Here is a 14198-nt window from a genome sequence, read left to right as displayed (position 1 = left end):
CACGACGCTTTCGCGAGCAAGCCCGCTCCCACAGGGACTGCGCCTTTCTTCCGGTTCGGAACTGACCCATGAGCACCAGCACCACCCCACAATCCACCGCCGAACCGCACTTCCTCGGCACCCGCATTCGCGGCCTACGCAAGCGTCGGGGCATGACCCTGGCGGAACTGGCGCAACAGAGCGAGCTGACCGCCGGCTACATCAGCCAACTGGAGCGCAACCTCGCCTACCCGTCGATCCCGGCGCTGTTCAACATCGCCCGCAGCCTCGGCGTGACCATCCAGTGGTTCTTCGCCAGCGAAGCCAGCACCCACCCCGAAGACGACGGTGTGGTGGTGCGCAAGAACAGTCGCATGAGCGTTCACTACGAAGACGGCATCGTCGACCAACTGTTGACCCCGCAACCCAGCCAGCAATTGGAAATGCTCCACTCGCGTTTCCCGCCCGGCACCTACAGCCAGCAAAGCTACAGCCACGATGGCGAAGAAGCCGGTTACCTGTTGTCCGGCCAATTCGAACTGTGGGTCGGCGAACGGCATTTCCAGCTCAGCGAAGGCGACAGCTTCAGCTTTTCCAGCCAGCAACCGCACCGCTACGGCAACCCCGGCGAGGTGGACGCGGTGGTGATCTGGGTGATCACCCCGCCGACCTTCTGAGCGCAAAACTCACACCTGATAAAAGTGGCGATACCACTTCACAAAGTGCGCCACGCCGGTTGCAACCTCCACGTGCGGAGAAAACCCGACCCACTCTGCCAGCGCCGACACATCAGCCCAGGTATTGATCACATCACCGGCCTGCATCGGCAAAAAGTTGCGCTGGGCCTTGACGCCCAATGCCGCTTCCAGGCAGTCGACAAACTCCAGCAACGGGACCGGCATGCCGCGCCCGATGTTGAAAATCCGGTTCACACCCTCCTTGCCCGTGCCCGGCACCGGTGGCTTCGGACACAGTCGGACAATGCCTTCGACAATGTCATCGACGTAGGTGAAGTCCCGCGCCATCTGACCCTGGTTGTAGATATCGATCGGTCGGCCCTGGAGGATCGCTTCGGTGAACTTGAACAGGGCCATGTCCGGCCGACCCCAGGGCCCGTAAACGGTAAAGAAGCGCAACCCACTGGCCTGCAGACCGTAGAGGTGGCAGTAACTGTCGGCGAGCAGCTCGTTGGCGCGCTTGGTGGCCGCGTACAGGGACACCGGGTGCTCGACCGGGTCATCGACACTGAAAGGCAGCTTGCTGTTGGCGCCGTACACCGAACTGCTCGATGCATAGATCAGGTGCGCGGGCCGAGTGTGCCGGCAGGCTTCCAGCACGTTCAGAAAACCCACCAGATTCGATTGCGCGTAAGCGTCCGGATTATCCAGTGAGTACCGCACACCGGCCTGAGCGGCCAAGTGCACCACCTCGGTGAACCGCTGCGCTTGGAACAGCGCCATCAAGGCGGGCTTATCGACAATATCCAGAGTATGGAAACGAAAGCCTGTTAGTTCGCTTAACTGCTTGAGCCGTGCCTTCTTGAGTTCCACACTGTAGTAGTGGTTAAGATTGTCAATGCCAATCACTTCATGCCCGTCCAGGCACAAACGCTTGACCGTGTGATACCCGATAAAACCCGCAGCGCCTGTCACAAGAACGGTCATAGTTCCGGCTCCCTATTCAACACATCAGGCAATTACTTATAGCGGTGGTAGTGCACCAGGTCCACACTTTATAACAACACCCAAGCATGAACATTTGACTACTGACCCAGCAAACAGCCGGCGACTACAAGCAACACAAAAAGTTTTTTGCGATTCGACGAAAGGCAAATAATCTTTAAAAACAAAGGGTTGAAATCTGGCAAAACGACTAATGGATAAATGGCGTGTTTTTTGACTGAGAACGTTTGACAGACCGCGAAGACTGGCCGATAACTATGACGGTCTATTGAAACAAGGCGCGAATGCTCTTTTTCTTCCCGACCCTTTGTTCTAGAGACACTTCTAAAACGCTTGTCCAACCGGTCCAATGTGCAGACCGTGCGGTAGCTTTGACCTTGTAAAATTACACAGCGACCAATGCCAGATAAACGCACTCAATAGCGTCACATGGAAAAGTCGCGCACTCTCCTGAAGCATTTTGTGATTCATAATTGATACACCCTTGCATTCCACCATAAAAACCAGACTTCTGTTGATTGACATCTTTTGGTTCGCCTGGAACCCCTGCCTGATTAAACTTCGCTAACTTAAGAGTTTACCAGCATGTCAGCCATCAGCTCCGAACGGCCTAATTGGTACCTTTTGCAATGCAAGCCACGACAGGATGAGCGTGCACACCTCAACCTGCTTCAACAGAACTACGTGATATTCCACCCCCAACTTGTCAGTGAGCGCGTTATTCGCGGGAAACGACAGCGGGTGCTGGAATCACTGTTCCCCGGTTATTTGTTTATCCAACTCAGCCCCGATGACAATTGGGCGCCGCTACGCTCTACCCGTGGCATCAGCCGCATTGTCGAATTCAATCATGGTCCTGCGACGGTGGCAGAGCACGTCATCGAGCATCTGCGTTCGCGTTGTGACGAGTCATCGCAATCGAGCCCGGACGAAGCCCTCAAGCCCGGGGAACACCTGCAATTCATCCGGGGCCCGCTGGCGCCGCTGGAGGGTGTGTTCATCGCCCCGCAAGGCACCGATCGGGTGATGATCCTGATGCAGTTTCTCAATCGCGAACAATCCGTTTGCGTGCCATTGAACATTGTCGAACGACAACAATCCGCACTTCAAAACCAATAACTAATTAGCCTCGCTATATGTTTTTGCTCGGGAGCCATACTATGGTCTTGAAGTCACGCTGCCCTGTTGCATTGATCATGGCCTCGCTATACCCGGGCATGGCCTGGAGCACCAGCCCGCAGGCAATCAATGTGTATGGATTTGATTTCACCCCAACTTTCGTATTCGCGGAAAGTTACGACGATAACTTTCGCGAACTGGAAAGCCATGTGCAATCCTCCATGATCACCAAACTGGCGCCCTCCTTCGAACTCAAGGCTGAAGACCGCAACAGTGCCACTCGCTTGACCTGGCAACCGACACGCTACATCTACCACGAGCACACCAGTGCCTCGAACACCGCGCAACGGGTGCGTGCCGACAGCATCATGGAGTTCACCGACCGCCATCGCCTGGCGCTCGAAGCCGAATACCGCAAGTACGAGCGCACCGAATCGACGGCGGTCGAAGGCGAAAACGACAAGCTCAACAACAAACGCGTGGGTGGCCTCTATACCTACGGTGCCAAGAGCGCGGACAACCAGATCGATTTCGGCGCCAGTTATGCAGAACTTCGCTATGACAATGGCGGCGGCGTCAATGACGACAAGGAACGCAATACCACCTCAGTCACCAGCACCTGGTACCACCGCATCGGCAGCAATACCCGAGGCTTGCTGGAATACGACTATTCCAACTTTGACTACCTGCAAGCCAACAGCCCGCGCAGCAGTAACTCCAACGCCGTACTCGCCGGTGCCGTGTGGGACATCACCGCCAAGACCACCGGTAAAGTCCGCATTGGCTACGAGAAAAAGGACTTCGACAGCAGTGAATCGAAGAACCTCGATAACCCCACATGGCAAGTAGACGTGCAGTGGCAGCCACGCACCTATTCCACCTTCACCTTCCTCGCCCGCCAGGCCCTGGCCGAGGGCGACGATGGCGCCGATGCCGTCAAGTCGACCTTTACCCAGGTCGGATGGCGCCATGGCTGGACCGAGCGGATCACGACCGTGGCACAGGCCGGGTACGGTCGTTATGTCTACGAAGGCCAAAGCCGCACGGACAACCTGCAGGCCTACAACCTGGCCGTGGTGTACGCGATGCGCCGCTGGCTGGATATCGAACTCGGCTATCGGTACCGCGACAACGACTCGGATGCCGACAACGAGAGTTACACCCGCAACATCTTTCAGATCAGCTTCAACGTCAGCCTTTAAGAGGGTTTCGCCATGAAATCACACACTCTTGGCCTGTTGTTCGCATTGGCGGTACTGCCCGACACCTATGCGGCAGACCCCGGCACCCAATACAAACTGGCCGCCGGCGATGTGTTGCGCATCATCGTGTTCGGCGAGCCGGAGCTGAGCCTGAAAAAGATCCGCCTGAGCGATGCCGGCACCTTTTCCTACCCCTTTCTGGGGGAGATTTCGGCGAAGGGCATGACCCCGGGCCAAGTCGAAAAAATCATCGTCGACGGGCTCAAGCAAGGCTACCTGATCGACCCGAAAGTCAGTTTGAGCCAGATCGAATACCGGCCGTTCTACATCAACGGTGAAGTGAAAAAACCCGGCAATTATCCGTTCATACCCGGCCTGACCCTGGAGAAAGCCATTGCCCTGGGCGGTGGCCTGACCGAACGGGCTTCGATCAAGCGCGTGACCATCGTGCGCGGTGATGGCGGCACCACCCTGACCGATGAAGTCACCCGCAGCACCACGATTGCCCCCGGCGATACCATTTCCATTGCACAAGGCTTTTTCTAATCATGGACAACAGCCCTAGCACCTACGTCGAACGTCCTCTGCAAACGCATCTGCATCAGCAGTACAGCGAAGACAAGGACACCATTGATCTTCTGAAACTCTGGAGGGTGATCTGGCGCGCGAAATGGAGCATCGGGTGGCTGGTGCTGGTGAGCAGCCTGCTGGCGATCATTGTGGTCTCCAACATCACCCCGCAATACGTCGGCAGCGTCACCTTGTTGTTCAACGACAAGACACCGCCGCTGATGTCCTTCCAGCAACAAGTCAAGGACTCAGGCGGCAACGGCACCGATTACCTGCAGACGCAACAGGCGCTCCTGCAATCGCGGGACCTGGCGGAACGGGCGGTCAAACAACTGGGCCTGACCACCCACCCGGTCACCGATCCGCGCCAGCAGCCGACGTCATGGTTCACCCCGCGCGCATGGCTGTCCGACCTTGGGCTCGATAAATGGATCCCCGAGCTGGCTCAGTGGATACCGCCCAAAGAGACGCTCACCGAAGACGATGTGTTCAATCAGGTCACGCAGAACCTCATGCTGCACACCAGCGTAAAGTTCGTCGGCAAAAGCCAACTGCTGGAAATCGAGGTGGAACTGCCGGACCCTGCGCTGGCAGCCGCCACCGCCAACGCCCTGGCGAAGGGCTTTACCGACAGCCAGCTGGACACCAGCGAAAAATCCTCGCAAACCACCACGGCCTGGATGAACACCCGGCTGGTTGAACTGCGCAACAACCTGCGCGCGGCCGAGAAAAAGCTCCAGGGCTACCGGGAAGAGCAAGGCCTGGTCGACGTCGGCGGCGTTGCCACCATCAGCGCCAACGAACTGGAAATGACCGGCAATCGCATGGTCGACGCCCGTCGCAATCGCGCCGAAGCCGAAAGCGAGTACCGCCAGGCCAAGGCCTTGGGCAACGGCGACCTGAGCCGACTGTCCAGCGTACCGGCGGTGTTGAGTAACCCGTTGGTCCAGCAATTCCAGGCGGAACGGGCCAAGGCACAGGCCAAGGTCGAGGAACTGTCGGGGCGATATGGCCCCAAACACCCGAGCCTGGTGTCGGCGCAGTCGGAATTGCGCACCGCCACCACCAGCCTGCAACTTCAGGTCCAGCAAGTCGTGGCCGGTATCGAGCGGCAATATCAGCTCGCCTCGGCCAGTGAAGCCTCGCTGCGCCAGTCCTTCAACAGCAACAAGGCGCAAATCCAGGACATTGCCCGCAAGGAATTCCAGCTGCGCGAGTTCCAGCGTGAGGTCGACAGCACCCGCGCACTCTATGAGACCTTCGTCACCCGTTTGAAAGAAACCACCGCCACCGCCGACATGGACTCGACCAAAGTGCGCATCGTCGACCCCGCCATCGTGCCGACGGAGCCAAGCAAACCGCGCAAGACATTGATTGTCGGGATCGTCGGCCTGGTCGCTGCGGTGATCGGCGTTGCCTTGGCCTTGCTGTTCGAGAGCCTGAGCAACACCTTCAAAACCGACGAGACGATCGAAAGCGCGCTCAACATTCCGCTGCTCAGCGTCGTGCCGTTGGTAACGAAAAAAAGCCGTCGGCAATTGGCACGCCTGTTCGAAGACAACGACAACCCGCGGTTTTCCGAGACCATTCGCAATGTGCGCACCTGGCTGATGTTGCAAGGCAGCGAAATGCCGTCGCAGGTGGTGCTGGTGACGTCGACCGTCGCCGGTGAGGGCAAGAGCACCATTGCCAACAATCTGGCCAGCTCCCTGGCGTCCCTGGAGCGGGTGCTGCTGATCGATGCCGACATGCGCCAACCCACCCTGTCGCTGAACTTCGACTTTCCGCCGGACAGCCCGGGGCTGGCCAATGTGATTGCCGGCACGGCCAGGCTCGAGGACTGCATCGTATCGGTGGGCAATCTGGACATGCTGCCGGCCGGGAAAGTCTTGCCGCCTTCTATGGACCTGTTTGCGGCGCCACGCCTGCCGTCCCCTGCCGAGGCACTCAACGCGTCACGCCAGCCTCCGCCGCAGGACTTGCTCAGCTCGCCGCGCATGGCGCGCATGCTGGACGCGCTGAAGTCCCGCTACCGCCACATCATCATCGACTCACCGCCTTCGGAGATGATCAGCGACGCGCTGCTGCTGGCCAAGCATTCGGACGCGGTGATCTATGTGGTCAAGGCCGACAGCACGCCGATCAGCCAGGTGCAAAGAGGCCTGGCCATGTTGCAGCAGAGCCAGGTGTCGGTGTTCGGCACCGTCCTCAACCAGGTCGACCTGCGCAAGGCGCGCAAGTACGGCTACCACCATTCCAAGACCTTTTATAACTACGACTTCGCCCCGCGCTAACGGCCTGATGCCGTACATCTAAGAAGACCCTCGAGCAAGCGCAATCCTGTGGTGAGGGGATTGATCCCCTCACCCCCTGTTCACCCGGCCTGTTGCTTCGCCTTTTTCCTGCCACCACACCCCGTTCGCTTCACCTCTACCGAGCTACTGAAAAGCCTGCGGGGGTCTTGCCGTGCCCGCCCGTCAGCGCTGACGCAATCCTTTTGCCTTGAGGTCAAGCCCATGACACCGCTCTATACCGCTCACATGACACACCGCCGAGGCCTGACGTTCTGGGGCCAGTGGCTGTGCGCGCTGACGCTGTCCATCGCGCTGCTGATGCTGCTGGTGCATTGGCGCGTGGGCAGTCTGACCAGCGAATACCGGGTGCTGATGATCCTGACCGTGCTCGGCTCCGTGCCGATCTACAGCATGATGCAGGTGTTCCACAAGCGTCATGGCCTGGTGGTCGGGATCGGCCGGCTGCTGGCCGGCTGGCTGATCCTGCTGGCCGTGCTGGCGGCGATTGCCTTCATCACCCAGACCAGCGCGATCTACTCGCGCCAGGTGATCGTGGCCTGGGCGCTGCTGGGGTTCCTGGTCCAGGTGGCAAGTTTCCTGCCCCTGCATTACGTCGCCCGACTGCACTCGCGCAGGATCGCCAACGGGCGTCGGGCGGTGATCATCGGCACCTGCCCCACTGCCCACGAGCTGGCGAAAAAGCTCTCCAGACCCAACCGCGCCCTGACACTGGGGTTCATCGCCACCGGCCATGACAGCGGCCCGGCCCCGAGCATCCTGCCGCTGCTAGGCCACGTCGACGCGATCCGCGAAATCATCACCGGCCTGCACGTGCGTCGCGTCTACATCGTGTTGACCATGGAGCACGCCGCCACCATCGAAGCGCTGTACATCGACCTGCTGGACATGAACGTCGACGTGGTGTGGATCCCGGATTTCGGCAGCATGGTGCTGCTCAACCATTCGATCTCGGAAATAGAGCGGATGCCGGCCATCTACCTCAACGAGAGCCTGCTCAGCTCCCACCCCGCCAGCCTGCTGTGCAAGGACCTGTTCGAACGCAGCCTGGCCGGCATGGCCGTGATTGTCCTCAGTCCCCTGCTGCTGGGGGTGGCGATCGCCGTCAAACTGACCTCCGCCGGCCCGGTGCTGTTCAAGCAGAACCGCCACGGCTGCAACGGCGAAGTGATCAAGGTCTGGAAGTTTCGCTCGATGCGCGTGCACGACGACCGCGAGGTGCGCCAGGCCACCCGTGACGATGACCGCGTGACGCCGTTCGGGCGCTTCCTGCGCCGCAGTTCCATCGACGAATTGCCGCAGCTGTTCAACGTGTTGTCCGGCCAGATGGCCCTGGTCGGGCCCCGCCCCCACGCCGTGACCCACAACATTTATTACACCGGCAAGGTGCGCGCCTACATGGCCCGTCATCGCCTCAAGCCCGGCATCACCGGGTTGGCCCAGATCACCGGGCACCGAGGCGAAACCGAGACGGTGGAAAAGATGCAGCTGCGCGTCGCCCAGGACCTCAACTACATCAACCAATGGTCGCTGTGGCTCGACATCAAGATCCTCGTCAAGACCCCCTTCACGCTGTTTTCGAAAAACATCTACTGACCCCCTGCCACCTCGTTGATCACTGTCACCGACCTGAGGTTTGACCATGAATGTGAGCGTATTCGGTATTGGTTACGTGGGCCTTGTCCAAGGCGCCGCGCTGGCAGAGGTCGGGCACAACGTGCTCTGCGTCGATGTCGACACGGCCCGGGTCGAGGCCCTCAGGCAAGGCACGCTGCCGATCTACGAGCCCGGCCTGAAAAGCCTGGTGCTCGACAACTACCACAGTGGACGGCTGCAGTTCGGCACCGACCTGGCCAGCGCCGTGCACCACGGCGATGTGCTGCTGATCGCCGTCGGCACGCCGCCGGACGAAGACGGCTCGGCGGACCTGAAGTACGTGTTGAGCGTGGCGCAGACCATCGCACTGAACATGGACCGTCATCAGATCATCGTCGACAAGTCCACCGTGCCGGTGGGTACCGCAGATCTGGTGCGCGCGTGCATCGAACAGGTGCTGGCCGAGACCGACCGCAGCGAGCTGACCTTCGATGTGGTCTCCAACCCGGAATTCCTCAAGGAAGGCTGCGCCGTCGAAGACTGCATGCGCCCCGACCGGATCATCATCGGCACCGACAGCCCGCACGCCGAAGCGGTGATGCGCGAGCTCTACGAACCGTTCAATCGCAACCGCGAAAAGATCATCGTGATGGACGTTCGCAGCGCCGAACTGACCAAGTACGCCGCCAACTGCATGCTGGCGACCAAGATCAGCTTCATGAACGAAATGGCCAACCTTGCCGAAAAACTCGGCGCCGACATCGAGATGGTGCGCCATGGCATCGGCTCCGATCCACGCATCGGCTATCAGTTCATCTACCCGGGCCTGGGCTACGGCGGCTCGTGCTTTCCCAAGGACGTGAAGGCGCTGATCCATGCCGCCACCAGCGTCGACATCGACGCCCGGGTGCTCAAGGCCGTTGAGGCGCGCAACCAGGAACAGAAAGCCAGCCTGTACAACAAGATCCTGGACCACTTCGGTGGCGCACTGCGCGGCAAAACCTTTGCCCTGTGGGGCCTGAGCTTCAAGCCCAACACCGACGACATGCGCGAAGCCCCCAGCCGGGTCTTGATGGAGGCCTTGTGGCAGGCCGGCGCCCGCGTCCAGGCGTACGACCCCAAGGCCATGGAGGAGGCGCAGCGTATTTACGGCGCGCGCGATGACCTGACCCTGGCGGGCACCAAGGAAGCGTCACTGAAGAATGCCGACGCGCTGATCATCGTCACCGAGTGGCAATCGTTCCGGGCCCCGGACTTCGACCTGCTGGCGCGGTACCTCAAGCAACCGTTGATCTTCGACGGGCGCAATCTGTTCGACCCGCAGCGTTTGAGCAGCCGTGGCTTTACCTACATTTCCGTGGGCCGCCAGACCCCTTGCGTGGTTCAAGCAGGAGCGACGCCATGATCAGGCTGGAACTCATCAGGCAATTTTCACCGAAGTTGCTCGACGCCAATCAGGCGTACTCCTTCATCAACTTTGCGTCCATCGGCAGTTTTTTCGAGAAGGCCCCGAGCTCCGTCGCCTACTTTTGCGATGGCATGCTGATGTCGACCTTCATGTCCCGGGTGACGGGCCGCACCATCGGCCGTGTCAGCTTCGACTTCACCTCCATTGCCGACCTGGTGCTGACAAGCGCCGAGCAACAGGGCAAACGCGTGTATTTCGTGGGCGCGCGGCAAGCGGAACTGGAGTTGTTCGTCGGCAAGATCAAGGCGCTCTATCCGCGACTGACCATCGCCGGTTATCACAACGGTTACTTCAACGCAGCCCAGGCCGAGGGTATTCAGGCTGACATCTGCCGCAGCCAGGCGGACCTGCTGATCGTCGGCCTGGGCGCCGGATTGCAAGAGCAGTTCGAACTCGATGCGCTGCAAGCAGGCTTTCGCGGGGTGGCCTTCACCTGTGGCGGGTTCATTCGCCAGGAAGCGCTGGCGACCCGGCAGTACTACCCGGCGGTGATCGACCGGCTGCATTTGCGCGCGTTTTATCGCATGTACCGCGAGCCCCACACGATCAAGCGCTACCTCATCGACTACCCCAGCAACTTTTTACAGCTGCTGGCGTTGCTCGCCCGGCGCAAAGTCGCCATCAGCGTTGGGGAATGACCATGCACATCCTGTTCATTCTCAAGGATTTCAAGTCCGGCGGCGGTGTCGAGCGCGTGCAGCAACGGTTATCCGAGCAGTTCCTCAAGGATGGCCAGCGGGTGAGCTTTTTCGTCATGAACGGCGAGACGCCGGACACTGAAGGCGATCAAGGGCACCATGACGGCGGTGGCAGCGGCATCGCAGGCCTGTTGCGGTCGATCGTCCTGCTGCGCAGGCTCATTCGTCGCGAGCAGGTCACCCACCTGATTTCCGCCAAGGAACAGGCCAACGTCTGCACCTGGTTCGCCACCCTGGGCAGTGCCTGCAAAGTCATCTACAGCCGGCACCTGACCCTCGATTGCACCGAGCAGAAAACCGGCCCCTCCAGCCTGCGTCTGCTCTATGCCTTGTACCTGTGCGGCAGCGGCAAAGTGGTGACGGTGTCCACCGCATTGCGCCAGTCACTGGTCGACCTGCTGCCCTGGGGCCGGCAGCGGGTTCGCTATTGCCCCAACGCGGTCATCACCGAGCAACTGTTGCAAGCCTCACAGGCCGCCCTGCCCCTCGGGTTGCCCGGTGACTACTGGCTGGGCCTGGGCAGGCTGGCGCCACAGAAAGGCTTTGACCTGCTGCTCGATGCCTATGCCATGGCCTTGCAACGCCAGGCACTGCCGGATCTGGTGATCGCCGGCGACGGCCCCTTGCGCGAAGCACTGACCGCTCAGGCTCAGCGACTGGGCATCGCACACCGAGTGCACCTGACCGGTTTCCTGAGCAATCCCTACCCGCTGCTCAGGCATGCACGACTGTTCATTCTCAGTTCATTGCACGAAGGCATGCCGACCGTACTGATCGAGGCGTTGGCGCTGGGTACGCCGGTGCTGGCCTGCGACTGCGAGACAGGCCCCAGGGAACTGCTGGACAACGGCCGGCTTGGCCTTTTGGTCAAGGCCAACGACATACCGGCATTGGCCAATGGAATGCTGCAGAGCCTGGCCCCACGGGATCACCTTGCCCCCAGCGAAAAAACGGTCACTGACGCCATCCGCCCGTACACCAGCCAGCACGCGGCCCAGGCGTATTACCAGGTATGGAATCAATGAAAAAATTGCTGATTATCCTGCATGACCTCAGCGCCGGCGGGGCTGAGAAGATGATGACGCGCCTGGCCGGTGCCCTGGTCGACGCCGGCAACGACGTGACCTTGTTGCTGCTGACCGGCGGCGGCCTCAATGCGGCGCACCTGGACCCGCGGGTGAAAAAGGTCGAATTGCACAGCCCGCGCAGCGCTCGAGCGGTGCCGGCACTGGCGCGCTTTCTGCGGGCCAATCGCTTCGATGCGCAACTGGCGGCCCTGACCCACGTCAACGTGGTGGCGATCGCCGCGGCCCTGCTGTCCGGCACCCTGGCCCGGCTGCACGTCAGCGAGCGCAATGCCTTTTCCCATGACAAGCACGTCAACCCCGACTTCATGGTACGCACCGCGTACCGGGTGGCACCGCTGCTGTACCGGTTGATTCCCAACCCGGTGATCTGCGTCTCGCGGGGTGTCGCCCAGGACCTGGTCGACACCACCATCGCCCGCCCCCGGGACGTGACCATCGCCGACAACCCGGTGCTCGACGACAACTTCCGCGAGAACACCCCCGGGTTGCCCAGCCACCCCTGGCTGCTGGAAAAGTCCGGCGCGGTGATCGTCGCCGTGGGCCGCCTGGCGTCACAAAAAGGCTTCGACACCCTGATCACGGCGTTGGCCGCTTTGCCGGACCCCAGGGTACGCCTGGTGATTTTTGGTGAAGGCGTACTGAGGGAACGGTTGCTTAATCTGGCGCGCACCCTGGGCGTCGCCGAGCGTGTCGACCTGCCGGGCTACACCGATGACCCGCGGGCGGAAGTGGCGGCGGCCGATTGCTTTGTGCTGTCGTCGCGCTTCGAGGGCAGCCCCAATGCCCTGGTAGAGGCCTTGTCCACGGGTACCCCAGTGGTGGCGACACGCTGCCCCCATGGCCCACAGGACATCCTGATGGGCGGTCTGATCGCACCGCTGGTAGAGGTCGACGACCCGATCGCACTGTCCCAGGCGATTGCCATGCGGCTGTCCATCCCCCGCCATCTGCAGCGTCAGAGCCGACTTGAGGCGGCCGCCCGGTTCATGAATGCCAGCGCGGTGCAAACCTACCTCACCGCAATGCTGGGGAGCTCGACATCATGAGCACCCTGCAGATCCGGTATTCGACGTTACGCGACGGTTTCACCCTGTTCGGCGTGCTGTTTTACATCCAGGTGATCACCTTTGCCCTGGGGCTGGGTGGCGGCTCCGGCTTCGGCGACATCGACAGGGACCTCGAAGGCAACGTCGCCAACCAGGTCTGCGGCCTCATCACGCTGCTGGTGCCTCTGTTCTTTTTTATCCGTAACAAGGTGTTCCTGAGCAAAACCTTTTACCGCAGCAATTTCTTTTTGCTGGTGTTCCTGCTGTGTGTCGTCGCATCGGTCGGTTGGTCCTACGACCCGATGCTCAGCCTCAAGCGCTTTATCGGGATGCTCGGCGTGGTGTTTTTCGCCGGTTTCATTGCCTACAACTACCCGCTGGAAAAAATCACTTTCATGCTCGGTTGCGCCATCGGCGTGGCGGCGCTGATCGGCTTGATACTGGCCGTGGTCATGCCGAGCGCCGCGTTCCTGTCCGGGGGTATCCGCGACGGCGCGTTCAAGGGGATCTTTACCGAAAAGAACGCCGGCGCCCGGCTCAATGCAGTCGCCGTCCTGCTGTTGCTGCCGATGATCCGCCAGCGCAACCGCTGGGCCCTGCTCTGCTCGTCTTTTTCGTTGATCGCCATTCTGCTCGCCCAGTCGGCGACTGCCGTGGCCTTGATCGTGTCCGGCACGGTGAGCTATGGGTACTTCCTCACCCTGATCCGCTTGCGCCTGAACCGCTCGCAGTGGCTGTTCTTCGCTTGCACCGTGGTGTTCCTGCTGTTTTGCCTGTTGCTGTACAACCACGTGGCGTTGCTGCTGGAGATGGCCGGTCGCGATCCGTCCCTGACCGACCGCACGCTGATCTGGGAACTGCTGGCGCCCTTTGTCGACCAGCAATGGCTCAAGGGTTACGGTTTCGGCGCGTTCTGGGCCAGTCCCGACGCCGATGCCTTCATCACGCGCTGGGGCTATATCGGTAACGCCCACAGCGGCTACATGGAGACCCTGCTCAACGGCGGCGTTATCCAGTTGACGGCGCTGGTGCTGCTGCTGGGCGAAGCGCTGCTCAAACAGTACCGCGCCGTCACGGCGAACCAGGCGGCGCAGTATCGCGCCAGTGCCCTGGTGATCATCGGCCTGTTCGCCGTCACCAATTACGTGGCCTACGTGATTCCCAACTACCGCTCCGCCGAGTTCCTGGTGTTCTGCACCCTGGCCCTGTCCTTCCGGCGTCAGTACGCGACCTGTCCCGAATCTGTACCGACCCACCTGCATCAGCGCGCCATGCAGACCAGTTAAGAAAATGTCGAGATCAACGAAGACCTTGTGGCGAGGGAGCTTGCTCCCGCTGGACTGCGCAGCAGTCCCCCTCTTTTGAACAAACAGCGAGGCCGCTTCGCGACCAGGCGGAAGCAAGCTCCCTCGCCACGGGTTCAGTGCCGCACCCGAGT

The 14198-nt window shown here is 60.8% G+C and carries 12 protein-coding genes; 11 read left to right on the top strand and 1 reads right to left on the bottom strand.

Translation table 11 applies throughout. The features are described from left to right. Positions 1–68: 68 nt before the first annotated feature. A complete protein-coding gene (locus tag B0W55_RS18840; RefSeq protein ID WP_077047439.1) occupies positions 69–656 on the top strand; it encodes a helix-turn-helix domain-containing protein in 588 nt (195 codons plus the stop codon). A gap of 9 nt (positions 657–665) precedes the next feature. Here B0W55_RS18840 and B0W55_RS18835 read toward each other — a convergent pair whose 3' ends face one another. Further along, a complete protein-coding gene (locus B0W55_RS18835; RefSeq protein WP_077047438.1) occupies positions 666–1643 on the bottom strand; it encodes an NAD-dependent epimerase/dehydratase family protein in 978 nt (325 codons plus the stop codon). 603 nt (positions 1644–2246) lie between these two features. On the opposite strand from B0W55_RS18835, the gene rfaH reads away from it, so the two are divergent. From rfaH to B0W55_RS18785, 10 genes are all read left to right on the top strand, one after another. Further along, positions 2247–2780 carry a transcription/translation regulatory transformer protein RfaH gene (gene rfaH, locus B0W55_RS18830; protein ID WP_077047437.1) on the top strand — a complete coding sequence of 178 codons (534 nt, stop codon included), beginning with the start codon at positions 2247–2249 and terminating at the stop codon, positions 2778–2780. A 41-nt stretch (positions 2781–2821) separates the two neighbouring features. Next, a complete protein-coding gene (locus tag B0W55_RS18825) occupies positions 2822–3982 on the top strand; it encodes an outer membrane beta-barrel protein (RefSeq protein ID WP_077047436.1) in 1161 nt (386 codons plus the stop codon). Between the two features lie 12 nt (positions 3983–3994). Further along, the gene (locus B0W55_RS18820) at positions 3995–4528 is read left to right on the top strand and encodes a polysaccharide biosynthesis/export family protein (RefSeq protein WP_077047435.1); all 534 of its coding nucleotides are present in this window, start codon (positions 3995–3997) and stop codon (positions 4526–4528) included. Between the two features lie 2 nt (positions 4529–4530). After that, positions 4531–6846 carry a GNVR domain-containing protein gene (locus B0W55_RS18815; protein ID WP_077047434.1) on the top strand — a complete coding sequence of 772 codons (2316 nt, stop codon included), beginning with the start codon at positions 4531–4533 and terminating at the stop codon, positions 6844–6846. A gap of 222 nt (positions 6847–7068) precedes the next feature. Beyond that, entirely contained in the window at positions 7069–8460 is a 1392-nt protein-coding gene (locus B0W55_RS18810; protein ID WP_077047433.1) for an undecaprenyl-phosphate glucose phosphotransferase, read from the top strand. A gap of 46 nt (positions 8461–8506) precedes the next feature. Then, positions 8507–9865 carry a UDP-glucose/GDP-mannose dehydrogenase family protein gene (locus B0W55_RS18805; RefSeq protein WP_077047432.1) on the top strand — a complete coding sequence of 453 codons (1359 nt, stop codon included), beginning with the start codon at positions 8507–8509 and terminating at the stop codon, positions 9863–9865. Continuing rightward, positions 9862–10566 carry a WecB/TagA/CpsF family glycosyltransferase gene (locus B0W55_RS18800; RefSeq protein ID WP_077047431.1) on the top strand — a complete coding sequence of 235 codons (705 nt, stop codon included), beginning with the start codon at positions 9862–9864 and terminating at the stop codon, positions 10564–10566. Before B0W55_RS18805 ends, B0W55_RS18800 begins: the two co-directional genes overlap by 4 nt. A gap of 2 nt (positions 10567–10568) precedes the next feature. Continuing rightward, entirely contained in the window at positions 10569–11651 is a 1083-nt protein-coding gene (locus B0W55_RS18795) for a glycosyltransferase (RefSeq protein ID WP_077047430.1), read from the top strand. Then, positions 11648–12760, top strand: a complete 1113-nt coding sequence (locus B0W55_RS18790) for a glycosyltransferase (protein WP_077047429.1) — start codon at positions 11648–11650, stop codon at positions 12758–12760. Before B0W55_RS18795 ends, B0W55_RS18790 begins: the two co-directional genes overlap by 4 nt. After that, complete coding sequence (locus B0W55_RS18785) at positions 12757–14046, top strand: O-antigen ligase (protein WP_077047428.1); 1290 nt, start codon at positions 12757–12759, stop codon at positions 14044–14046. The genes B0W55_RS18790 and B0W55_RS18785 overlap by 4 nt, the downstream gene beginning before the upstream one ends. Positions 14047–14198 lie beyond the last annotated feature (152 nt).

The organism is Pseudomonas sp. KK4 (assembly GCF_001984065.1).
Classification (GTDB): domain Bacteria; phylum Pseudomonadota; class Gammaproteobacteria; order Pseudomonadales; family Pseudomonadaceae; genus Aquipseudomonas.
The sequence above is the reverse complement of the archived record's forward strand: the minus strand, read 5'-3'. Positions and strand labels throughout refer to the sequence as shown.